Origin of the sequence: Nostoc cf. commune SO-36, assembly GCF_023734775.1 — a bacterium.
GTDB classification, from domain to species: domain Bacteria; phylum Cyanobacteriota; class Cyanobacteriia; order Cyanobacteriales; family Nostocaceae; genus Nostoc; species Nostoc commune_A.
The window spans coordinates 6,182,191-6,205,664 of the sequence record NZ_AP025732.1; the positions used below are offsets into that span (position 1 = coordinate 6,182,191).

Consider the following 23,474-nt stretch of genomic DNA (forward strand, 5'->3'; position numbering starts at 1 on the left):
CCTATTCCTCAGCACCCATTAACCAGTACCCACATCAACAAACTTACTTTAATTAATGGCAATAGTTTAGTTAAAAGCGTTAGCGTAATTTCACTGAGTTCGACGTTATTAAAGAATCAGTCAAATGATTAAGTCTGTGTTGTATTTTTTGTGGGCTAGTTTATTTGAAATCGGGGGTGGCTACCTGATATGGTTGTGGTTGCGTGAAGGTAAGCCGTTCTGGTGGGGCATATTAGGGGGAATTGCTAAAGAATTAAAATATTCTCGCTTTAAAACTCCACCCATGAAGGGATGGAGTATTCTGACTCCTGACTCCTGTTTATATTTTTTTTGACAAAGAACTTTTATATTATTCCCTTTTAAACAGGTAATAACCTTACGCAAAGTTGGAGTTTTTTTTAGTAGTAAATCTGCGATCGCCAGCCATACGGATATCTACGGATTTATGCGGAAGATATCAAAAGAATTCATGGCATATTTGTGCAAATTCACTGATAATTCTTGGCAGTAATTTAGAATAATTGTCAATTTTCAGAAGTATCTATAATTTGTAACAATAGGTAACTAAAAATTCAGACTGTTATCGCGCTTGAATAAAATATTTTTCTTCAAAATAAAAGATGTAGCCATTGCATCTTTACACCGTTATTTGCATCTTGGCAACTACAATCAGGATTATATTTTTGTTAACATTTCAAGAAAATTCAGGTTAAGTAACTTTAAAGACAAAAATGTCTAACTAAAAGTAATCAAATGTAGTCAAGTATACAAACCATTGACGCTTAGGAAGAAGAAGTGTTGAAGAAAGTTGTGATAATTGGGGCTATGACCCTACTGTTTTTGGCAGGGCCGTTGATGGGCGAAAGCATTGCCCAAACCCCGACTGCTGCTGTGCCTGCTGCTGATACTGGAGATACAGCATTTATGCTGATTTCAGCAGCGCTTGTGCTATTAATGACACCAGGATTGGCGTTCTTTTATGGTGGATTTGTGCGATCGCGCAATATCCTAAACACATTGATGATGAGCTTTGTGTTAATGGCGATCGTGGGAGTTACCTGGATTCTGTGGGGCTATAGTCTCTCTTTTGCGCCAGGGTTGCCGTTCATCGGTGGATTACAATGGTTCGGGTTGAATGGTGTCGGGTTTGAGATAACCGATTATCTCAAAGGGTCAAACCCACCGGAAGTTGTCTCTTATGCCGGAACCATACCCCACCAGGCATTCATGATCTACCAAGCCATGTTTGCCATTATCACCCCAGCCTTAATTTCTGGAGCGATCGCAGAACGGATGAGTTTCCGTGCCTATTCGCTGTTTGTCCTACTGTGGTCAACTTTTATTTACGCTCCCCTGGCCCACATGGTTTGGGCAAAAGGTGGATTTTTAGGTTTGTATGGTGGATTGGGTGCCCTCGATTTTGCCGGTGGTACAGTCGTTCACATTAGTTCTGGCGTTTCAGCCCTGGTAGCAGCGATCGTCCTTGGGCCCCGGAAAACCCATCCTGATCGTCTTAGCCCGCCGCACAATGTCCCCTTTATTTTGCTGGGTGCTGGGTTGCTATGGTTTGGTTGGTTCGGCTTCAATGCTGGCAGTGCCCTATCTGTTGCTAGTGGAACTTCTGGTAACTTAGTCACAAATGTGGCAACAACAGCCTTTGTTGCCACCAATACGGCGGCGGCGGCGGGTGCATTGATGTGGCTAATTTTGGAAGGGGTTTTACGTGGTAAACCAACAGCCGTAGGAGCAGCTACAGGAGCCGTTGCTGGTTTGGTGGGCATTACTCCCGCCGCCGGATTTGTTACACCGCTATCAGCGATTTTAATTGGTTTCATCACCGCTTTTGTTTGCTTCTATGCTGTGAGTTTCAAGCACAAGCTACAAATTGACGATGCTTTAGATACCTATCCCGTGCATGGCGTTGGTGGTACAGTGGGGGCAATTTTAACCGCAATCTTTGCCACAACTCAAGTCAACGGAGCAGGTAAAGACGGAGTACTGCGTGGTAATTTTGGTGAATTGGGAGTTGAACTAGCAGCAATTGCCATTGCTTATGCGATCGCAGGTGTTGGTACATGGATTATTCTCAAGGTTATCGATGCTACAGTCGGGCTACGAGTCAAAGAGGAAGCTGAATTGCAAGGTTTGGATATCAACGAACACGGCGAAGAAGGTTACAATTCGGAGTTTGGCGATCGTCCCACTTAGTAAAGAGTGCTGAGTCCTTCAATTTTGGATTTTAGATTTTTCTTTCAATCCAAAATCCTAAATTCAAAATCCAAAATTGGGCTGATTTGCGATCGCTAGCGTTAAAATTTGATTCAAATAATTGGTAAATTTCGCTAGTTGTGTCTACTTCTTTTAAAACCTTTCCTATCTGGGCATTTTTTTCGCTGTTAACCAACGGCATCCTAATGTTGGCGGTCATTCTGCTAATTTGGCAACAGCAGAGATTGGCCGCTTTTTTTGGGATAATAACATCCCCAGAGCCAATCAACCTGAACAGTTCACCCCAAATTGCTACACCTGATTTGGGTCGCCGTCACCAACTCACTTACCAAGAGTGGGTAGACATCCTCAAACAAGAAGCCAAGGTCGCCGCAGACCAACGTCCTCCGCATTTAACTATTCTGGCGGGAGATTCTCTGAGTTTGTGGTTTCCCCCTGAATTATTACCCGAAGGTAAAAATTGGCTCAATCAAGGAATTTCTGGCGAAACTAGCAATGGTCTTTTGAAAAGATTGCAGATATTTGACCGCACCCAGCCAGAGGTGATTTTTGTAATGATTGGTATTAATGACCTAATTCGCGGGTTAAGCGACGAGGCAATTTTAGATAATCAGCGTCAAATTATCAATTACCTGCGAAAGACGCATCCCACAGTACAAATCGTTGTCCAATCGATTTTGCCACATGGAGCGCAAGAAGCAACCTGGAAAGGACGAGATAAACTTCTGGCTGTTGCCAATAGTCGCATTCGCAAGTTAAATCAGCAACTGCAAAGCATATCTACCAAAAGAGGTGTCAAATATCTCGATTTATATCCCCTGTTTACCAACAAGCAAGGAAATCTCCGCCGCGAATTTACTACCGATGGCTTACACCTAAGTCCTGAAGGCTATATAGTTTGGCGTTCTGCATTGCAGATTTATGGCGAGATCGAATTAAAACCCCAGCAAGAAAAAGAGGGGAAAAGGTTAAAGGGTAAAGGATAAAGGCATTAAATCTTTTTCCCTTTACCCTCTCTGATAATATCTTTGAATACAACTATTGTATAAATCGCGTCTGGGCGCGAGAAAATAAGAAATAGTGGTTTAAATAGGCAAATCTAATGGATACAAAAGCTTTTAAGCGCAGTCTGCAACATTCCGAAAATTACAATCGCAAGGGGTTTGGTCATCAAGCAGAAGTTGCCACCCAATTGCAGTCTGAGTATCAGAGTAACTTGATTCAAGAAATTCGCGATCGCAATTACACCCTACAACGGGGTGATGTGACAATCCGACTAGCACAAGCCTTTGGTTTTTGCTGGGGTGTAGAACGCGCTGTGGCAATGGCTTACGAAACTCGCCAGCACTTCCCTAAAGAACATATCTGGATTACTAACGAGATTATCCACAACCCTTCTGTAAATCAGCGAATGCAAGAGATGGAAGTCGAATTTATCCCCATTGAAGGAAAGAATAAAGACTTTTCTGTTGTTGGAACTGGTGATGTAGTCATATTACCCGCTTTTGGGGCTAGCGTTCAAGAAATGCAGATACTTCACGATAAAGGCTGCAAAATTGTTGATACAACTTGCCCTTGGGTATCTAAAGTTTGGAATACAGTAGAAAAGCACAAAAAAATCGATTATACATCAATAATTCACGGTAAATATAAGCACGAGGAAACAGTTGCAACTAGTTCTTTTGCTGGCAAGTATTTGATTGTCTTGAATTTGCAAGAAGCGCAATATGTTGCTGACTATATTATGAATGGTGGCAACCGTGAAGAATTTCTGACAAAATTTGCTAAGGCTTGTTCAGCAGGATTTGACCCCGATCAAGATTTAGCAAGAGTTGGTATTGCTAACCAAACTACAATGCTAAAAGACGAAACTGAGCAAATCGGCAAGCTTTTTGAGCGGACTATGTTGCAAAAGTATGGCCCCACTGAGTTAAATCAGCATTTCCAAAGCTTCAATACTATTTGTGATGCCACTCAAGAACGCCAAGATGCAATGTTGGAGTTAGTGGAACATAATTTAGATTTTATGGTAGTAATTGGTGGGTTTAATTCATCGAATACTACTCAATTACAACAAATTGCTTTTGAGCGGGGAATTCCTTCTTATCATATTGATACTGTTGAACGGATTAAATCAGGAGATTCCATAGAACATCGGCAATTAAATGGGCAGTTAATAACTACAGAAAACTGGTTGCCAGATGGAGAAATTGTGGTGGGAATTACTTCTGGTGCTTCCACGCCAGATAAAGTAGTAGAAGATGTGATTGAGAAAATTTTTGCAATGAAAGCAACAGCAGCGCTGGTTTAACAGTTACAGCGTATTTCAGGTAAACGAAGTATATGGGTAGGGGCACAACACGTTGTGCCCCTACAATTATCTGTACCTCACGCCTGTTGCAATCTGTTGTAATATCATGTTCTGTAAATCACTTACGATATGTCATTGCGAATGCAACGAAGTGGAATGAAACAATCGCAAGGGTTTGGGATTGCTGCGCTCCGTACCCTGCGGGTTCCGCCCTTGGCGGTACGCAATGACATAAGCATTAAGTCGAACATGATACAGCGCTTCCGCCTGTTATAAGGTACACTAGGTTAAAATATAAATACTTTTAAATGAAGTCATACTCTATCGAGCTTCGAGAAAAAATAGTTGCAGCACATATTCAAAAAAATATCTCAATCAGGAAAGTAGCTAACATATTTTCTGTCTCAAAGAGTTTAGTGCAAAAGCTTGTAAAACAACAAAAACTTGAAGGAAATTTACAACCAAAGCCGCGAGGAAAACCACAATTTAGTCATCTGACAAATGCTGACATAGAGTTAAGAGAATTAGTTGAAGCACATCCAGATGCAACATTGATAGAGTTGTGTGAATTATTTGCAGACAAAACTGGTAATTGGGTAGGTCGAAGTGCAATGTGTCGTGCCTTACAAAAATTAGGATTAAATCGTAAAAAAAAACATTGCGGAGTAGTCAAGCAGCAACAGAAAGAGTTCAAAAACTAAGAGTAGAATATTGGGAACAGGTCAGAGATATAGATCCAGATAACTTAGTATTCCTAGATGAGACAGGAGTTTTATTAGGTCTGGCAAGAACTCATGCGCGTTCGCAACAAGGAACAAGAGCTTACGACCAAAAACCATTTTATAGAGGTGCAAAAGTCACAGTAATTGGAGCAATTAGTATTAAAAAAGTAGTGGCGTTAATGACGATGAATAACTCAATGGATAGCCAAGCATTTGATGTATTCATTGAGAAGTTTTTAGCGCCTAATTTATGGACAGGAGCAGTAGTCGTCATGGATAACTTACCTGCCCATAAACTAGCATCAATTGTACCAATGATTGAAGCTGTAGGTGCGAAAGTTATTTGTTTATCCTCATACTCTCCTGATTTTAATCCAATCGAGTTATGGTGGTCACAACTCAAATCTTTTTTACGCAGTTTTGCTCCAACTACAACAGAAATGGTTGATACAGTAATCTCAGTTGCACTCGACTTAATGAATCCTCAACATTTAAAAAACTGGTTTACTAATTGTTGCTATTGTACCTCATAACACCGGGAAGTGCTGTATAACTCCAAACTCCAAACTTGTTAAGATGCTAATAAGTGTGGCTGAGGCATTAAACTCTGGAGAGTATGACGCAACTGAGCGATCGCTTGGACTTGAGAATCACCAGTTTCCTGAAATTGATCCAAAGATTCTCCAATTCCTTGCAGCTTGTGCCGTAATCCATCTAGAGAATCCTGAATTGGTTGTAGCGCTTCTTGATAAAGATTCACCCGACCACAGCATTCAGCAGTTGTTCTTCTTAGAGATAGCAAGTTCTCTTCGATCGCTTTCAATTCTTGGCGCTTTTCATCCAGATCGTGAGTTTGATTATCAATCATTCCCTGATTTAGCTCAATACCAGAACGAATCTGCTCAATCTCACGTTCCAGCTTTTGGATTTCTTGTGAATATTGTTGTCGCTGGCTTTCAATTTGTAACAGAATCGGTTCTAAATTAACTTTATTACCTTCTTCTTCATCAACAACAGTATGTCCTTGTCGCCGTAGCAATACAGCTTGGTGTTGCTTAAGAAATTTCTGATGCTGCAACATATTGCGGCGTTGTCCCACCAAACTGGAGTTTAGCATCTGATAAAGGTCTTTTTCATCTGTTAGTTCCAGTTCCAAATTAATGTGGTCATGGTCAGATGCATTATTTATTTTAGTTTGCAGTTCTTCTATAGCTTCTTGTTTATATTTCAGTTCTTGTTCTTGATCGTGAACAAAGCTCGCATCTATTTCTAACTTATACTGCAAGTCTTGGACTATCTTTTGTAGTTCTTCTAAAGGCATTTTGTCCAAAGCCTCCACATCAGCTTGCTTGCCGAGAACTACGTCGCCAGATGTTGCAGCTAAAGAGTGAATCTGTTGATATAACTCCTCTTGACTTTGTAACTGCTCTTTGATGATCCGAGCATACTCTTGCTTGCTGTTAAAGTCTGCTGTATTTATTTGCAATTGGGCTGTGTGCTGAACTAAAGAATTTTGTGCTTCTTGACACGCATTTTGGCGATCGCTAAAAGTTTGTGACAATAACTCTACTTCTTTTTGCTGTTGTGCGATCGCAATTTTTTGCTCCTCCAATTTTTGCCAGTGCGGGGTAAGAGTCGCTTGCTGCTTTTCGATCAATTCAAAGGCTAGATGTAAGTGTTCTCTAACCTTTTCTGTAGGAACAACACGACTAGACAAGCGATCGAGTAACTCACTCATTACCCGGCTTTGCTCCTCATCTAAAACCGTTCCTGATTTAAAATCTGCAAGACGTTCTTCTAGGCGACGCTGCTCACCTCGTAAATGCTCCCAAGCGCCTTCCAATTCTAGGCGGTTGCGCTCAACTTCTGTTTGCAATCGTTCAATTTCTTGGCGGGAAGTGTCAACTTCCTGTTTTTGCTCCTCTAGGTGTTGCAACTCTTCCTCCAATTGTTGCAACTGTTCTGAGCGCACTTCCATGTCCATTTCCCGGCGATTCAACTCTTGCGCCTGAAACGTCAGCGATTGCTTCCACTGATCAATTTCATCTTCCTTGAGCTTAAATTTCTCCAATTGGCGGGAAAAATTCTGCAAAATGTTGACTAGCGGACGCCCAGCTTCTTGAACCCGTTGCACTTGACGATTCGGATTCAGTTCAACCAGTACCAAAGCACCGTCATTTAATTTGCTTGCTTCCTCGGCGGCAATCACTTCTTCCGACACAGTACTCCAATTCTGGTCAGTTCGCTGACAAGCTAGCAGTTTCAGTTCGGTTTTGGCTCCGCCACTGAGTAAACCACCTTTCTGTTTTTGTACTTCTGCTAAATACAGCACACCGTTAGTCCTTTATTGATGCACTTAAAGTTTATGTTTTGAGATATATCTTAAATAATTCTGTTAACTTGTCTCACTGAACCGAAGTTTAGGAAAACAAGACAGACAAAACTATAGACGCGAGATATTACGTCTTGATACTTATAAAAGCGAGTTAGTCGCGCCTTTATATTTTGTACTGATGACAGTGATGATGACTTCCGTGTTAACACTAGCTTTATCGAAGTGTATTACGAAAGATAAAGGTTTATAGTTTAATGTGTTGCCTAATGACAATAAGAATAGAGTAACAATCTTTCCAATAATCCATAATCAATACTTAAACAAGAGGTCAGAATTCAGGAGTACTTAAGGAGTACTTTTTAGCTAAATGCAGGGAAATTTAAATGAAATTGATATTTGCAGTATCCTGCAATTGATTGAGTTGGGACAACGAACCGGGCAATTATGGGTGAGAGCTAGTAGCTCTCATCATCACAACAAATTGGGTGGAGAGGGAGCAAGCATTTATCGCCCCAAACAAGAGTCTTGGTTCGTCTTTTTCTTGAATGGTCAAATTATCTATTGCCAAGAAGGTGAGAGTAGTTTATCCAGAATTAACGATTATTTACGTCATTACCGAGTTGAGACGCGACTCACCGACAAACAAATTGCTTCCCTACTACCCACCGACGCGCCAGAGTATGCCTATCTTTGGGCGCTTTTGGAGCGGAATATCATCAACCCAAAGATAGCTGGTAGTATCATTCAGGGCTTGGTGCATGAAACTCTCTTTGACCTGTTGAGTTTATGCCAAGGTAACTTCATTTTCCATCAAGGTGTCGCACTTGCCCCGCAATTAAACACTTTCGAGATTGCTCCATTTGTGGCAAAAATTACGAAGCAGCTGCAAGAGTGGAAGCAGCTGTATCCACACATTCAGTCTCCAGAACAATTACCAGTACTATCTGACAAAGTTCAACTACAATCTTCCCTGCCAGAAGCAACCGTGAATAGGCTACAACATTGGGCTGATGGTAAAACATCATTGCGTCAGCTGGCTCGCTATCTCAACCGAGACATTTTGACAGTCGCTAAGGCAATATACCCTTATGTGCAACAAAGTTGGCTACAACTAGTATATTTAGAGACAGATAAATTAGATACTCACACTGATACCTGGGAATTGCAGGGAAAACCAAAGGGGCGGATAGTATGTATTGACGATGCGATCGCCATCGGTGAGACTATAAATTCGATCTTACAACCACAAGGTTATGAAGCGATCGCTCTCAGCGATCCTTTAGAGGCATTGAGTCTGGTTTTTCAACTCAAACCGGATTTAATTTTATGCGATATTGCCATGTCAAAATTGGAAGGGCACGAGGTTTGCGCCATGCTGCGACATTCCACAGCATTTCGGCTCACACCGATTATCATGCTTACTGGGAAAGATGGGTTTATTGATCGAGTCAAAGCTAGGATGGTCGGGGCAACAGATTATTTGACAAAACCCTTTACAGACACTGAGTTACTCATGCTCGTGGAAAAATATATCAACAACCAATGAAAATTGGGCATTGGGCAATAAATAATCTAATAGTTTTTCTTACCCTGCTTTCCTGCTCTCTCATCTTCCTCATCTATGGGGCATATTAAAGAGATCAAAGATTTGTTGATCTACTAAAAGATGAGTAAAAAGATGTTATCACAGAGTCAGCTAACTCAGCGAAACGTCAATCTCCGGGAAAATAGTGAAGACATAAAATTAATTTATACAGTTAATACTTGCGGAGGAATCAGGGAATGTTCCAACTAGGAACGTCTAAATCAGGAGGTAAATAGACATTTATGAGTACAGTTCTGATTGTGGAAGACAGTATCGCGCAAAGGGAGATGATTACAGACCTCCTGAAAGCAACTGGCCTAACAGTTACCCATGCCAGTGACGGATTAGAAGCATTGGAGGCAATCCAAATAGCACCTCCCGATTTAGTGGTATTGGATATTGTTATGCCCCGGATGAACGGCTACGAAGTTTGTCGGCGATTAAAATCCGATCCAAAAACCCAAAATGTCCCTGTGGTTATGTGTTCTTCCAAAGGCGAAGAATTTGATCGCTACTGGGGTATGAAGCAGGGTGCAGACGCTTACATAGCCAAACCGTTTCAACCAACCGAGTTGGTAGGAACAGTCAAACAACTGCTGCGAGGATAAGGATAAAAACAACATGGTCAGCAAACCGGACTTTTTAAGTGGCAACGGTCAAGACCACTTCCGACCAGAATTACAAGTAGAAAGTCCTGAAGGTGAGTTACATTTGAGGTTTTACATTCCCTCGCATCAGGAGTTTGCACTACAAGCAACTGGCATCCGGGAGGTAATTGAACTAAGTCCTGATAGAATCACCCCGATTCCTAATGCTTCTCCTTTACTTTTGGGTACTCTAAATTTACGAGGTCGAGTTATTTGGGTGGCCGATTTGGGTCAATTTCTAGGGGAAGCAAGTGCATTAAACACGGATAGAGCGGAAATTTCGGTGATTGCCATTGAAGAGCAAGACACAATAGTGGGTTTAGCAGTAGAGGAAATCGGTGGTATGGACTGGCTGGATGTCCAAAATCTCATGCCACCAACTAATGTTCCTGATACGATGGCTCCTTTTTTACGTGGAGAGTGGTCATTAGGTGCTAAAAATAATCAGTGTCTACGACTGCTCGATCAAATGGCAATTGTACGGAGTGCTAGGTGGGCAGGATGAAATTGGAGGAGGAAATGGCAGCAAGTATTGATAATTACGAGCCAACATATCAACAGGCGATGACCGCCTATGTTCAAAGAAATTATGACGTTGCGGCCACTTTAGTTGACCAAGTGGTGCAAGATTTACCAAATGACCCCAACTCCCATTTGTTAAGGGGTCACATCTACTATGTTTTACAGCAGTACGATGTAGCAAAAGAAGAATATCAACAGGTATTAGGCTTGACTAACGATCAAGAAATTATTGCTTTTGCCAATAATGGAATTGAGAATATCAATCAATATCTACAGTCATTCGGTGGGCAGGTTGATACATCCGGAAGTCAAGAGCAAATAAATTCCTTAGAGATGTCTGATGCACTGGCATATAGCGAACCAGAATTAGAAGATTTGGCTGCTAGTGAGGAGTTTGACAGCGAAAACCTTGATTTGAACTTTTTTGGAGAGCATCAAGAAACTGTAAATGGCATTGAGGAGATATCTTCAAAAAGCCCATTTGATATAGCCACAGAAGACAGTATTGGAACAGTCAAAACATCAGATTCTTCTACAGCTTTTGGCGATGATCCTTTCGCCATGAATGAAGAATTGCAGGAACAAGACTCAAATAATAACTGGGAGGAGAAAACAGAATTAGAGTTACCTGTTTTTTGGCAAGAAGATATGTCAGAAGATAGTCAGGAAGAATCATTAGTAAATAGTCCTTTTTCAGATAATGAGATAAATTCTTCTCAGGAAAATTCAACTATCCATAATAATTCTTCGTCTTCTAATTCCCAAACTTTTAATACCGAGGATAATTTCTCCGATTTATTGAGTCAGTCAAAGTCTCCAGAGCTTAATATTGGGAATTTAGAATATAAAAAATCTCGTTTTGGAGACGAAACTTTACTAATTGTTGCAGAAGAACTGAGAAATGATTCGCCAATAACAAACAAATTGGAACATGGCAGTCAAGATAATTTGCCTGAAACCGAAGCCTATAAATGGTTAAAACCAACAGATATTGAAGCAGATGAAGCTTTTCAGCCGGATTTATCTAATAATTCTTCATCTTTAAGTAAGAATTTACCTCCCAAAGAAAAGCAGTTCAAATCAGATGAATCTATCGGTCAAACTAGCTTTGATGAAGATGAAAATTTCGATATGGAAGCATTTGAGTCTGCCTTTGGCTCAGAGGGTTTAAGCTCTTATGAAGACTCAAGCAATATACTGAATGGAGAAAATTCTAAGAGCAATATTGAGTTTTTAGATGACTTTGAGGAATTTGACGATTTAGGCAATATTCCAGGGTTTGACATGCTCGAAGGAGATGCTAGCTTCGGCGATCTAGCAATGCATTCTGTTCCAGCAGAAACTAGTGAGACTGGACGCTCTCAAGTCGGGGAGGCTTTTCCCAGTAATGCAGCCGATCGCGAAGAGGAACTATTCTCGATGACTGGTTCCCATGAAGCCGTTCCAGTCTTTAGCCAAACAGATGTCTCGAAACTAGAACCCAACGTCAGCATCGAGCAAGGATGGTTAGCACCGTTAGAGAATGCTTCCATTGAACGGAAACAATGGTTAATTGCTGGCAGTGTGGGCATTGTTTCGGCGCTGGTTGTAGCCACAGTTAGCTTTGTTGCCACCACATTTTCGCCACCCCAACAACGAGAAACAGTGCGAAACACAGGCTGGGCAATGTCACTAGCTGCTGGAATTGCAGGTTTTGCGACCGCAGGCTTCATGGGAAATCTGGCGCTAAAACAAATTCGGCGCACAACTAACGATCTCCAAGCTCAGTTTGAAGCTGTACGTCAAGGAAATCTGAATGCTCAAGCTACAGTGTTTTCTGAAGATGAATTAGGGCATTTATCCACGGGCTTTAATGAAATGGCGCGGGTAATTTTCACAACCACAAGTGAAGCCCAACGCAAAGCTGATGAACAAGAGGAAGCCAAAGAAAACCTCCAACGTCAGGTGATCCGTCTCTTAGATGATGTGGAAGGTGCTGCTAGAGGCGATTTAACAGTCCAAGCGGAAGTGACAGCCGATGTACTAGGAGCCGTAGCTGATGCCTTTAATTTGACAATTCAAAACCTGCGGGATATCGTTCAACAGGTAAAAGTGGCGGCGAAGGATGTAACAAAAGGTGCAACCAACTCTGAAACTTTTGCTAGAGCTTTATCTAGTGATGCTTTGCGCCAAGCAGAAGAGTTAGCAGTGACGCTAAATTCTGTACAGGTAATGACTGACTCGATTCAACGGGTAGCAGAGGCGGCGCGGGAAGCTGAAACCGTTGCTCGTGATGCTAGTACGATCGCTCTTAAAGGTGGCGAAGCAGTAGAAAATACCGTAGCAGGGATTTTGGAAATTCGAGAAACCGTTGCCGAAACCACTCGCAAAGTGAAGCGGTTGGCAGAATCTTCGCAAGAAATTTCTAAAATTGTGGCGTTGATTTCTCAAATTGCTTCCAGAACAAACTTGTTAGCACTCAATGCTAGTATTGAGGCGGCAAGAGCGGGAGAAGCTGGACGCGGGTTTGCGATCGTGGCAGATGAAGTGCGCCAGCTAGCAGATAAATCTGCAAAATCGCTTAAGGAAATTGAACAAATTGTGATGCAAATCCAAAGCGAAACAGGCTCTGTAATGACCGCGATGGAAGAAGGCACACAACAAGTAATTAAAGGGACAAAATTGGCAGAAGAAGCCAAGCGATCGCTCGAAAACATTATTCAAGTGGCGAATCGCATCGATATTCTTGTGCGCTCCATTACTACCGACACTGTAGAACAAACGGAAACTTCCCGCGCCGTTGCTCATGTAATGCAATCAGTAGAGTTGACCGCGCAAGAAACTTCCCAAGAAGCACAACGAGTTTCAGGTGCCCTACAACACTTAGTGGGTGTATCCCGTGACTTGATTGCCTCCGTTGAACGTTTCGGAGTGGAAACTATGGAAACCAGATAAATTGTCATTTGTCCTTTGTCCTTTGTTATTTGCTAATGACCAATGACCAATGACTAATGACTAATAACTAATGACTAATGACTCTTGACTAAAAAACTATGCTGCCGGAACAACAACAGCGGATTTTAGGTTACTTTATTGAAGAAGCCAGGGATCACCTGAATACCATTGAGCAGGGCTTACTGAATTTAGAGGGTACCCTGAACGACCCGGAAATGATCAGTGAGGTCTTCCGGGCGGCTCACTCCATCAAAGGAGGAGCCGCGATGCTTGGATTGACTAGCATCCAGCATACCTCGCACCGTCTGGAAGATTGTTTCAAAGTTCTTAAAGATAATCCGGTTCAGATTGACCAAAAGTTAGAGTCTTTATTTCTTGGTGTATCTGATACCTTAAAAGTGCTGTTAGAGAATCTGAGTGGGACTTATGGTCTTTCCGAAGATGCAGCTAACACTTTGATGTCAGAAACTGAGCCAGTCTTTCAATGGCTGTATCAGCATTTGGAACTACTTGTAGAACAAGGAAAGAGTGGAGTAGCCAGCAGTTCTAACGCAACAGAACTACATACAACCTCTGTAGATAATGTCTCTACACTTACAGAAATATTCCTACGGCGAGATATTCCCAGTTTGGCAGAAGATGTCCATCAGGAATCTCCAGACTTAGTAGTATCCCAGCGTTTGCCAGTTACCGTTAAAGAAAATAATTGGGGCGAGTTTCAAGCCCAGGTGTTACAAACACTGCGGGAAATGTTGCAATTAGTTTAAGCAAACCACAACCCCCTCAACTCGGCAAAACCTCCAGCAATGCTGTTCACCAGTTAGTCAAACTTGGTGAAACTTGGAATTTGCCTAAGTGGTGTGGTTTGTGTCAAGCAGCAGGTAGTGCGATCGCTAATCCCGAAAATACTTATCTGACTTTAGCTAAAATTGTCATTACCGAAATTAAACAAGCTCAAGAATTAGTTCTGCAAGGTAGAGAAGCCGAAATTGCAATTAGTCAGCAACTAGAAGCACTTTTGAGCGTTGCAGAAATTGAGTTATTAGAATTTACGCCTGATTTGTTTGATGAAGAGTCTGCGGCTTTGACAGAATCAGAGCCAATATCTGCTAACACAGAGGCGTTAGCCCAAACAACTGAAGAACTGAATCTAAACGAAGATAGTAGCGATCGCGCAGCGTTAGCGAGTCCACAAGCGTTTGACTACGATAACGTCAAGGGCGATCGCTCCTCTCTTCAGTTCCAAAGAACACAACTAAATGCAGCAACTCATACTAGTCTTACCTTCACCACACACGACGAAGCACATCCAGTCAGTAACAATCTTGACCCCAATGGCCCAGAGGTAGGATAGCTGAGTTAAATAGCCTTGCTGATTTATTTGAAGGTGAAACTCCCGAACTAGATGAAAGCTGGCATCAAGAAGAAACCTTAGATATTGTTGACACCGATGAATTTGGAATTGATTTCAGCAACACTGATGCTGAGGCTGCTGATGGCGAGTTATCCGATTTACTTTCCTTGGATGGAAGACACAAACAACGCGCAGCACCCAACAATTACAACTGCGGCAGAAGATTTATCCTTGTTATTTGGTGACAATTTCTTAGAAAAAGAGAATTCGGAACCGCAAAATCAACAAATAGCTACTACGACTGTAGAGTTAAGTCATGTTAATGAACTTGATATAAATTTAGACTCTTCTTACTCCGAAATTTTAGAAGAATTTATTGATATTCCTAGTGATACAAACCAGACTTCTGGTGAGATTGTCCAAAATAAAAATAGTGTAGTTGAAGATTTGTTGACACTGGGAATAGATAATGATGAGCTATTGTCAATAGGTGAAGTAACTCAACCAGAAACTGAACCGTTCGCCAGTGTGGAACTATCTACCAATCAACAAAATAGTTTTGATAACTTATTTTTAGAAACTAGAAATGCAAATTGGGTAGAAGAAATTACCCCTAGCGACTACATAGAATTACCCCAGCAAACAGGCTTGTCTTTGGACAACCTATTTGCTGAAATGGAAGAACAGACACTACTGCCGACAAGTGAATCAGAAATAGGTGATTTATTTGATACATCTCCGACAACAGCACCTGATTTTTCTCAATCAGAAAATGATCTGAGCAACTTCTGGAACCAAGAAACCACAGAGGAAAAGGACGAATTCGATTCCTTAATTGATCAGAATGTGGAAAAGGCGTTAAATGAGAGTTTGTTTACTGCGGCGGCTGATGACATTTTTGCCGATAATCAGCAGTCCATACCTTCTGCTATAACCAGTTTTGATCTAGAAGAAGATTTTGATATCAATTTCCAGCATGAAGAGCAGCTAGATTTGATATTCTCATCAGATTCTGGAGATGATTTATTTGATGAGTTAGCACTGAGTAGCTCAACAATTTTCCCTGGAATCAATGATGACTCTACGGTTGAAAGTCCTTCGTTCGTGCAGCATCCAGAAGAAGAAATTATTAAGCCGCAAGAACCAGAAGCTTTAGATTTTGCTCCAGAATTTACTAATCAACCCCCAGAAATATCTAGTGTTGCTCTGGAAGTTAATTCATTAGATGCCTTTGATGAAAATCCGCAGCAGCTGTTTGAAGATGTAGCAACATCCACCTATATTCGAGATGGATACCACAGATAATTCTGTGGATGAACTATCAGAAACTATCAGTTTTGGAGAAACTTCAGATTCGGTATCAGTCGAATGCACAACCAGGAGAATTTGTTCGCTTCCTTCGATGAAAATCCACAACTGCTATTTGAAGATGTAGCAACATCGACACATATTCAAATGGATACCACAGATAATTTTGTGGATGAACTATCAGAAACTATCAGTTTTGGAGAAACTTCAGATTCGGTATCAGCCGAAGCACAACCAGAGGATTTATTCGGTTCCTTCGATGAAAATCCGCAACTGCTATTTGAAGATGTAGCAACATCGACACATATTCAAATGGATACCACAGATAATTCTGTGGATGAACTATCAGAAACTATCAGTTTTGGAGAAACTTCAGATTCGGTATCAGCCGAAGCACAACCAGAGGATTTATTCGGTTCCTTCGATGAAAATCCGCAACTGCTATTTGAAGATGTAGCAACATCGACACATATTCAAATGGATACCACAGATAATTCTGTGGATGAACTATCAGAAACTATCAGTTTTGGAGAAACTTCAGATTCACACCAGACAAGCTCAGAAGTTTTAAATACTGATAATAATTTAGAAACAACCTTTGAATTCACAGAAAATATACTTTTTGAAAACGATTTATTATTTACAGAAACGGATCTGATAGAAGAAGTAAATCAGGAAGAATTAGAAGAAAATACGGCAGCAATTGACTTCACACAAACGGTTATTCAGGAAGATGTAGAAACCGAATTGTGGAATATAGGAGAAACATCTCAAGTTGCAGCAGTGTCAGAGGCAGAAAATGCTATCATTGCCCCGACTGAAGAATTGGCAATCACAGAAACTATTGAAGAAGTTTCTTCAGAAGATGAATTTGCAGACTTGGAAGCATTACTAGGAGAAGAAGTAGCACCTATACCCAAATCTAAGGAGATACCAGAAGTAGATTTTGCTGCCCTGGAAGAATTGCTAGGTACGGATAACAACAGCGATGTCTACGATGGGCTACGCCAACGCCAGCCCTTGGAAATTCAACCAGTCTTGGCTAAAAATCCCATTCCATCACCAGCGATAAAAGATGAATTTGGTGATTTGGAGAAGTTGCTGGCAGAAGCAGATCAAACAATATCCCATTCACCCTCGATAAAATCTAACACCACCAAAGCTACCCGCCCCTCTACTCGTCGGGCTGCGAGATTTGAAGAAACCATGAAGGTTCCAGTTAAGCAACTGGACGATATGAGTAATTTAGTTGGGGAGTTGGTGGTTAATCGCAATACCTTAGAGCAGGATCATGAGCGGCTGCGACAATCATTAGATAACTTGCTGATTCAGGTGCAACAACTCTCGGATGTAGGCGCAAGGATGCAAGAGTTGTACGAGCGATCGCTATTAGAAGCCTCTTTGTTAGCTGGACGCAAAAAGAAAGACCCAGGCTTTCAAGCGCCAGATTCCAACGCCGACAGGGGTTTTAGCGAGTTAGAAATGGATCGTTTTACACCCTTCCACACACTCTCACAGCAGATGATTGAGCGCATTGTGCGAGTTCGTGAGTCGGCTAGTGACATTGATTTTGTTACCGAAGAAACCGAGCGCGTCGCAAGGCAGTTCCGTCAAGTAACCACCCAGTTACAAGAGGGATTAACTAGAGCGCGAATGGTGCCTTTTGCCCAAACAATCGATCGCTGGCGGCGTGGAGTGCGTGACAACGCCATCAAGTGTGGCAAACAAGTAGAGTTGGTGATCGAAGGTGGCGATACCTTAATTGACAAGATGATTTTGGATCATCTCACCGATCCGTTGACTCACATGCTGAATAATGCGATCGCTCACGGTATTGAAACGCCAGAAGAGAGGCAGGCTGCTGGTAAACCACCTGTGGGAATCATTACTATCCGGGCTTTTCACCAAGGCAACCAAACAATCATTTCCGTTGGTGATGATGGCGCAGGCATAGATTCTGCAAAGGTTAAGGCTAAGGCGGTGAAAATTGGCATGATTACAGAAGCGCAAGCAAAAGCCATGTCTCGCCTGGAAGTCTACGATCTGCTGTTCCAATCTGGTTTTACGATTAAAGACCAAGCCGATGAAATTTCTGGTCGTGGCGTGGGTATGGACGTAGTGCGTTCCGAGATCAGCGAAATTCGGGGAACAGTTAACACCGATTCTGCTATTGGCAAGGGAACCACCTTCACCATTCGTTTACCACTGACTCTGAGTATTTGTAAAGCTCTCTGCTGCGTCTCCGATCGAGCCAGGATTGCTTTCCCGATGGACGGTGTAGAAGATACGCTAGATATACCAGTCAAAAATATTCAGCACGATGACAATGGGCAATCGTTTATTTCCTGGCGCGATACGGTGTTACCATTCCGACCTCTGAAGGAACTTTTAACCTTCAATCGCCAAATCAGTCGCGGTAATGTCTATGGCGGCACTAGAGATGATGATATGGTTTCTGTGGTTGTGGTGCGATCGGCAAATACCCTAATTGCTCTACAGATTGATCTGGTATTGAGCGAACAAGAAATTGTAATTAAACAATTTGAAGGCCCAGCGCCCAAACCCATCGGTGTAGCTGGTGCTACAGTTCTGGGTGATGGTCGCATTATGCCCATTGCTGACGTGCTGGAAATAATTGACATCTTCCAGGGACGAATTTCTAGACAACTTGGTGGTAATTCTTGGCAACAAAACGCTACTCCAGATACTTCTCCTGCGAAGATTGACCCGACAGTCCTAATTGTCGATGACTCGATTACAGTCCGAGAATTACTATCTCTAACCTTTAATAAGGCAGGTTATCGCGTAGAACAAGCGCGTGACGGTCAGGAAGCTTGGGATAAACTCCGCTCCGGTCTGCCTTGCGATATCGTATTTTGCGACATCGAAATGCCTCGTTGCGATGGGCTAGAGTTACTCTCTCGTATCCAAAAAGACTCTAACCTCAACCACTTACCGATCGCAATGCTCACCTCGCGGGGTGCAGACAAGCACAGACAAATTGCATCTCAACTCGGTGCTAGTGGCTACTTTACCAAGCCTTATCTCGAAGAAGCTCTCCTCGAAGCTGCGACGCGGATGTTGAAAGGGGAGAAATTGATTAGCAGTCCAACTAATGCTTAGTTTCACGATTTTAAAAAACATCTTGCAACGCTGCTCTCAATGAAAACGACAAGGGGAAACTTGTCCCCTTGTCTCAGAAAAGTCAAGATGTTTTTTTTAAAGAAAATAAAAATTAAACAGGTGTCAGTAAGTTTTCAAACACAAAGTCAGCCAATTTTGTGCCCGATACATAAGCCGCATCTGCATCCCATTGATAGTGAACACCGAGATAAACACGGCTGCGTCCATTCTCTAAGGCTGCTGAGGAGAAACTGTTGAATGTCCGTGTGATTCTTATGCCATTATTGCCCCTGGCCGCGGGATCTTCAGATGTGGCAGTGAAAGTAACATTGTCCGTACCAAAGAAATTCCGCAGGATTCCAGAATGGGTGGCTCCGAAAGTTGCGTGACCGGAGATATAAGCCGGGAATGGAGGCGAAAATCGCGTACCATCAAGATTGGGTGACAGAGGTCTCCAAGTAGGATCGGCAGTAGTTCCAGAGTTTCCGTCCGTATCTGCCAATTTAATTGCACTTTCTGGTCTCCACAAGTCCAAATTAGTGTCATACTTCGCATCCCAAGCCAAGATTGCCGCATCCCCTAAAGCTAACCCACAAGCGCAAACAATCGTGCATTTTCGGAAAAGCTCAACCCTCTCAATTTAGACAAAATCTGGGTTATGGTATAAAGGTGTCCGGGTGGCTTGTATGTTCCATCTAAATCATTCGCCCAAAACAGAGCAATGTCGGTTTGCTCTTGAGTGCGCTCAGTGGAAGTAGCAGAACCAAGCCGTTTTACTTCATTGACTTGAGCCGCATATTCAACGCTAGCGAGTAAATCTTGCTTGTTGTCAAAACCTGCTGGTCGAGTTGGACGAAATTTCTTGATCTGTGTTGGCGAGAAGGGTTTTAATTTCCCCCAATTGGGAGTCACTGCATCACCAGAACCTGTTGGCCGCCAATCACCAGGCTGCTTTCCAGGAGTATAAGGGGTGTTGTCATTAAAACCGTCCCCTTGTCGATTTTGGATAATTGCTTGAGCTGCTGCTATGCCAAGTTCTTTACCATCATCAATGCTCTGCATTGACACTCCACTGTTTTCAAGTTCTTTACGGGCTTTTTTAAGTTCTGTGTCGAAGAAGCTTTGGCTTTTCTCTTTAGAATTGGGATAAACACTGACGCTACTCAATACAGTATAGGCAGCGTAAACTGCCGCCGCTTCTTTAGAAGCTCCGAAGGCTGCGGGGATGATTCCTAAGTATGGTTTGTGAGTTTTCTCAATAGAATTAACAGCATCATAAATTGCAGCATGTAATATAGCACCAGTACGGGCAATTGGCCCAGGAGCGCCACCGTTCACACGAATTGCTTGTAAATATACATTGTTCCAGTTGATAACTTGGTCTATCATAAAATCCTTTAACTTTTTGTGTATCAGATATTGCATATCGATTTTCCCAAATAGAAGTAGACCAGTTAAAGGTTCAGCTTCTAAATGAGGCAAATTAAATGCGCGATTGCGAATTTATTTGCTTATTGAAAGCCTAACGAGACTGCTTGCTGGTTACTAGTACCCCAGAGGGTACTCTTTCCTATTGGAATTTTCCCGCAAGTTTGGTCAGTGTATGCTCCACGTCTTGGGTCTATGTTTGTAGTATGTAAAGAAGCACTTTTGACCTAAGACTATGCCACCTTCTGAAAAACCTCTCACCTACCCATCCAGCCACAAGAGTAATCAAGTCGATGACTACCACGGTACTTTAGTAGCAGATCCTTATCGTTGGTTAGAAGATCCTGACTCTGAAGAAACAAGGACTTGGATTGAGGCACAAAATCAAGTTACTTTTGGCTACCTGGGTGAAATCCCTGCTAGGGAAAAAATTAAACAGCGCCTTACCAAACTTTGGGATTATGAAAAATACGGTATCCCTTTTAAAGAAGGTGAATCTCTGCAAGACGGTTCCACCGAACGCTACTTTTATTTTAAAAATGACGGACTGCAAAACCAAAGTGTACTCTACACTTTGAAAACCCTTGATGATGAACCCAAAGTTTTACTCGACCCTAATAAACTTTCAGAAGATGGCACTGTTGCTCTTTCGGGATTGTCTATTAGTGAGGATGGTAGACTTTTAGCTTATGGTCTATCGTCTTCTGGTTCTGATTGGCAAGAGTGGAAAGTACGCGATGTTGAAACTGGTGAAGACCTCCAAGACCACCTGAAGTGGATTAAATTTTCTGGCGCATCTTGGACAGATGATAATCAAGGTTTTTTCTACAGTCGCTACGATGAACCAAATGAAAAAACTCAATTAGAAGATGTTAACTATTATCAAAAGCTCTACTATCATCAGCTAGGTAAACCTCAATCAGAAGATGTACTAATTTACCAACGTCCTGACCAAAAAGAATGGGGCTTTAGTGGTGGCGTTACTGAAGATGGACGCTATCTAATAATTGCAATTTGGATGGGTACTGACTCCAAAAATTTAGTTTTCTATAAAGATTTGACTAACTCTAATGCAGAAGTCGTAGAACTAATTAACCAGTTTGAAGCAGATTACAGCTTTATCGATAATGATGAGAGCGTGTTTTATTTCCGCACAGATTTAAATGCACCACGGGGAAGGGTTATTGCTATTGACACGAAAAACCCTGCACCAGAAAATTGGCGAGAACTCATTCCCCAATCTGCGGAAACTTTAGAAAGTGTCGGTATACTTAATAATCAGTTTGTTGTTGATTACCTCAAAGATGCTCACAGTCAAATCAAAATTTTTGACCTCAAAGGTGCTTTTATTCGAGAGGTTGAATTACCTGGACTTGGTTCAGCAGGAGGCTTTGGTGGGAAGCGTTATGATACTGAAACTTTTTATAGCTTTACCAGCTTTACCATACCAGGTACAATTTATCGCTACAATCTGGTGACAGGAGAAAGTGAGGTTTTCCGCCAGCCCCAGGTAGATTTTAATCCTGATGATTATGAGAGAAAACAAGTCTTTTATCCGAGCAAAGATGGTACTAGAATACCAATGTTTATTACCCACAGAAAGGGTATTAAATTAGATGAAAATAACCCTACTTACCTCTATGCTTATGGCGGTTTTAATGCTTCAATGACACCTGGTTTTTCTGTGAGTTTGTTGGTGTGGATGGAGATGGGTGGTGTCTATGCTATGCCTAATCTTCGCGGTGGTGGAGAATACGGCGAAGAATGGCATCAAGCAGGAATGAAGGATAAAAAGCAGAATGTCTTTGATGATTTTATTGGGGCTGCTGAGTGGTTGATTGCTAACAAGTATACTAAGACTGAGAAGCTAGCGATCGCAGGTGGTAGTAACGGCGGTTTATTGGTGGGTGCTTGTATGACGCAACGTCCAGATTTATTTGGTGCAGCTTTACCCGCAGTCGGCGTCATGGATATGTTGCGGTTCCACAAATTTACCATCGGCTGGGCTTGGACTTCCGAATATGGTTCAGCAGATAATCCAGAAGAGTTTCCAGCGCTCTATGCTTATTCGCCATTGCAAAATATCAAACCAGATACAGCTTACCCAGCTACACTAATTACCACAGCCGATCATGACGATCGCGTTGTCCCTGCTCATAGTTTCAAATTTGCCGCAGCTTTACAAGAGGCTCACGCTGGTGATGCACCAGTTCTAATTAGAATTGAGACGAAAGCAGGACATGGTGCGGGTAAACCCACGGCTAAAATTATCGAAGAAGCCGCAGATAAATGGGCTTTTTTGGTGCGTACTTTGAATGTTGAAGTTTAGGGATTGATTTATTTCTAGGGTGCGTTAACGCAGGTAACGCACCACATTATTTCCATAAGCTCAATTATTTCAGTGCATCTAAATTCAGAACAATTGAGGAAGCATTAGCACTGATTAAGTTACCACCTTTGAATGAAAAGTTGCCAATTACATTTTCTTGCTCTGGCGCATATTTCTCCCAAGGATCTTGTGCAACAACCCAAACTACCCGAACTAGGCGTGTCCACATTTCATCTCCCTTTTCAGCAGTGGAGCTAACTGTTTCCACCACATGAGTTACACGATGACCATGATTGTAATGGTTTTGGCACAAGAGAATGCGATCACGCTCATCTGGTTTGTTTGCATCCTTTTTTTTTCGTGCCAATATCTTATTAATTTCCTCCTCGCTCAATCCTTTCTTCTTGTCTTCGTTCATTGCCCAATGCAAATAGAAGGAAGCGTCAATTTTACAATATTCTTTGTAAGACCAGTCTTTTCTTCCACTAGCAGTATGATTAACAAGCTTGAGGTATTTAATATTTAGATGATTACCATTTGTTTCTAAAGAAGTTTCTTTCTTTGGTGTCGAGAGTTGGGTTTCTGGAGATAAACTTTGAACCATAAAAAAATTACCTGAGAAAGCAGGAGTTGAAAACTACAGTTAT

Annotated in this window: 15 protein-coding genes and 2 pseudogenes; 12 read left to right on the top strand and 5 right to left on the bottom strand. The window is 41.9% G+C overall.

What is annotated here, in order from left to right; translation table 11 throughout:
- Positions 1–124: 124 nt before the first annotated feature.
- Both ANSO36C_RS27925 and ANSO36C_RS27930 read left to right on the top strand, forming a co-directional pair.
- Positions 125–247: pseudogene (locus tag ANSO36C_RS27925) on the top strand (YnfA family protein); the annotation flags it as partial.
- A 578-nt stretch (positions 248–825) separates the two neighbouring features.
- Positions 826–2,208, top strand: coding sequence for an ammonium transporter (locus ANSO36C_RS27930; protein ID WP_410174734.1), 1,383 nt, complete (start codon positions 826–828; stop codon positions 2,206–2,208).
- Positions 2,209–2,239: 31 nt separating this feature from the next.
- Here the strand turns inward: ANSO36C_RS27930 and ANSO36C_RS27935 are convergent, their stop codons facing one another.
- Complete coding sequence (locus ANSO36C_RS27935; protein ID WP_251960496.1) at positions 2,240–2,428, bottom strand: hypothetical protein; 189 nt, start codon at positions 2,426–2,428, stop codon at positions 2,240–2,242.
- Here ANSO36C_RS27935 and ANSO36C_RS27940 point away from each other — a divergent pair.
- The 4 genes from ANSO36C_RS27940 (at position 2,349) to ANSO36C_RS27955 (ending at position 5,795) form a co-directional block, all read left to right on the top strand.
- Positions 2,349–3,215: an SGNH/GDSL hydrolase family protein gene (locus ANSO36C_RS27940; RefSeq protein ID WP_251957413.1), complete on the top strand. Its 867-nt coding sequence runs from the start codon at positions 2,349–2,351 to the stop codon at positions 3,213–3,215. The two genes, ANSO36C_RS27935 and ANSO36C_RS27940, sit on opposite strands and share 80 nt — an antisense overlap.
- 116 nt (positions 3,216–3,331) lie before the next feature.
- Positions 3,332–4,540: a 4-hydroxy-3-methylbut-2-enyl diphosphate reductase gene (locus tag ANSO36C_RS27945; RefSeq protein WP_251957414.1), complete on the top strand. Its 1,209-nt coding sequence runs from the start codon at positions 3,332–3,334 to the stop codon at positions 4,538–4,540.
- A 308-nt stretch (positions 4,541–4,848) separates the two neighbouring features.
- Positions 4,849–5,241: a helix-turn-helix domain-containing protein gene (locus ANSO36C_RS27950; RefSeq protein ID WP_251955951.1), complete on the top strand. Its 393-nt coding sequence runs from the start codon at positions 4,849–4,851 to the stop codon at positions 5,239–5,241.
- Positions 5,199–5,795: an IS630 family transposase gene (locus ANSO36C_RS27955; protein ID WP_251955950.1), complete on the top strand. Its 597-nt coding sequence runs from the start codon at positions 5,199–5,201 to the stop codon at positions 5,793–5,795. Before ANSO36C_RS27950 ends, ANSO36C_RS27955 begins: the two co-directional genes overlap by 43 nt.
- A 38-nt stretch (positions 5,796–5,833) precedes the next feature.
- On the opposite strand, the gene hmpF is transcribed toward ANSO36C_RS27955, so the two are convergent.
- Entirely contained in the window at positions 5,834–7,594 is a 1,761-nt protein-coding gene (hmpF, locus tag ANSO36C_RS27960) for a pilus motility taxis protein HmpF (RefSeq protein ID WP_251957415.1), read from the bottom strand.
- Positions 7,595–7,964: 370 nt separating this feature from the next.
- Between hmpF and ANSO36C_RS27965 the strand changes: the two genes are divergently transcribed.
- From ANSO36C_RS27965 to ANSO36C_RS35200, 5 genes and pseudogenes are all read left to right on the top strand, one after another.
- A complete protein-coding gene (locus ANSO36C_RS27965) occupies positions 7,965–9,143 on the top strand; it encodes a response regulator (RefSeq protein WP_251957416.1) in 1,179 nt (392 codons plus the stop codon).
- 281 nt (positions 9,144–9,424) lie between these two features.
- Entirely contained in the window at positions 9,425–9,790 is a 366-nt protein-coding gene (locus ANSO36C_RS27970) for a response regulator transcription factor (protein ID WP_069073698.1), read from the top strand.
- Positions 9,791–9,803: 13 nt separating this feature from the next.
- Positions 9,804–10,334 carry a chemotaxis protein CheW gene (locus tag ANSO36C_RS27975; protein ID WP_251957417.1) on the top strand — a complete coding sequence of 177 codons (531 nt, stop codon included), beginning with the start codon at positions 9,804–9,806 and terminating at the stop codon, positions 10,332–10,334.
- 14 nt (positions 10,335–10,348) lie between these two features.
- Positions 10,349–13,285: a methyl-accepting chemotaxis protein gene (locus ANSO36C_RS27980; protein WP_251957418.1), complete on the top strand. Its 2,937-nt coding sequence runs from the start codon at positions 10,349–10,351 to the stop codon at positions 13,283–13,285.
- Positions 13,286–13,383: 98 nt separating this feature from the next.
- Positions 13,384–19,070: pseudogene (locus tag ANSO36C_RS35200) on the top strand (response regulator).
- Between the two features lie 112 nt (positions 19,071–19,182).
- Here ANSO36C_RS35200 and ANSO36C_RS28005 read toward each other — a convergent pair.
- Both ANSO36C_RS28005 and ANSO36C_RS28010 read right to left on the bottom strand, forming a co-directional pair.
- Positions 19,183–19,635 (bottom strand): vanadium-dependent haloperoxidase, encoded by a 453-nt coding sequence (locus ANSO36C_RS28005; protein ID WP_251957423.1) that lies wholly within the window; start codon positions 19,633–19,635, stop codon positions 19,183–19,185.
- Positions 19,636–19,655: 20 nt separating this feature from the next.
- Complete coding sequence (locus ANSO36C_RS28010; protein WP_251957424.1) at positions 19,656–20,459, bottom strand: phosphatase PAP2 family protein; 804 nt, start codon at positions 20,457–20,459, stop codon at positions 19,656–19,658.
- Positions 20,460–20,733: 274 nt separating this feature from the next.
- On the opposite strand from ANSO36C_RS28010, the gene ANSO36C_RS28015 reads away from it, so the two are divergent.
- A complete protein-coding gene (locus tag ANSO36C_RS28015; RefSeq protein ID WP_251957425.1) occupies positions 20,734–22,827 on the top strand; it encodes a prolyl oligopeptidase family serine peptidase in 2,094 nt (697 codons plus the stop codon).
- A 64-nt stretch (positions 22,828–22,891) separates the two neighbouring features.
- Here the strand turns inward: ANSO36C_RS28015 and ANSO36C_RS28020 are convergent, their stop codons facing one another.
- Positions 22,892–23,431 carry a hypothetical protein gene (locus tag ANSO36C_RS28020; protein ID WP_251957426.1) on the bottom strand — a complete coding sequence of 180 codons (540 nt, stop codon included), beginning with the start codon at positions 23,429–23,431 and terminating at the stop codon, positions 22,892–22,894.
- Positions 23,432–23,474: the final 43 nt, after the last annotated feature.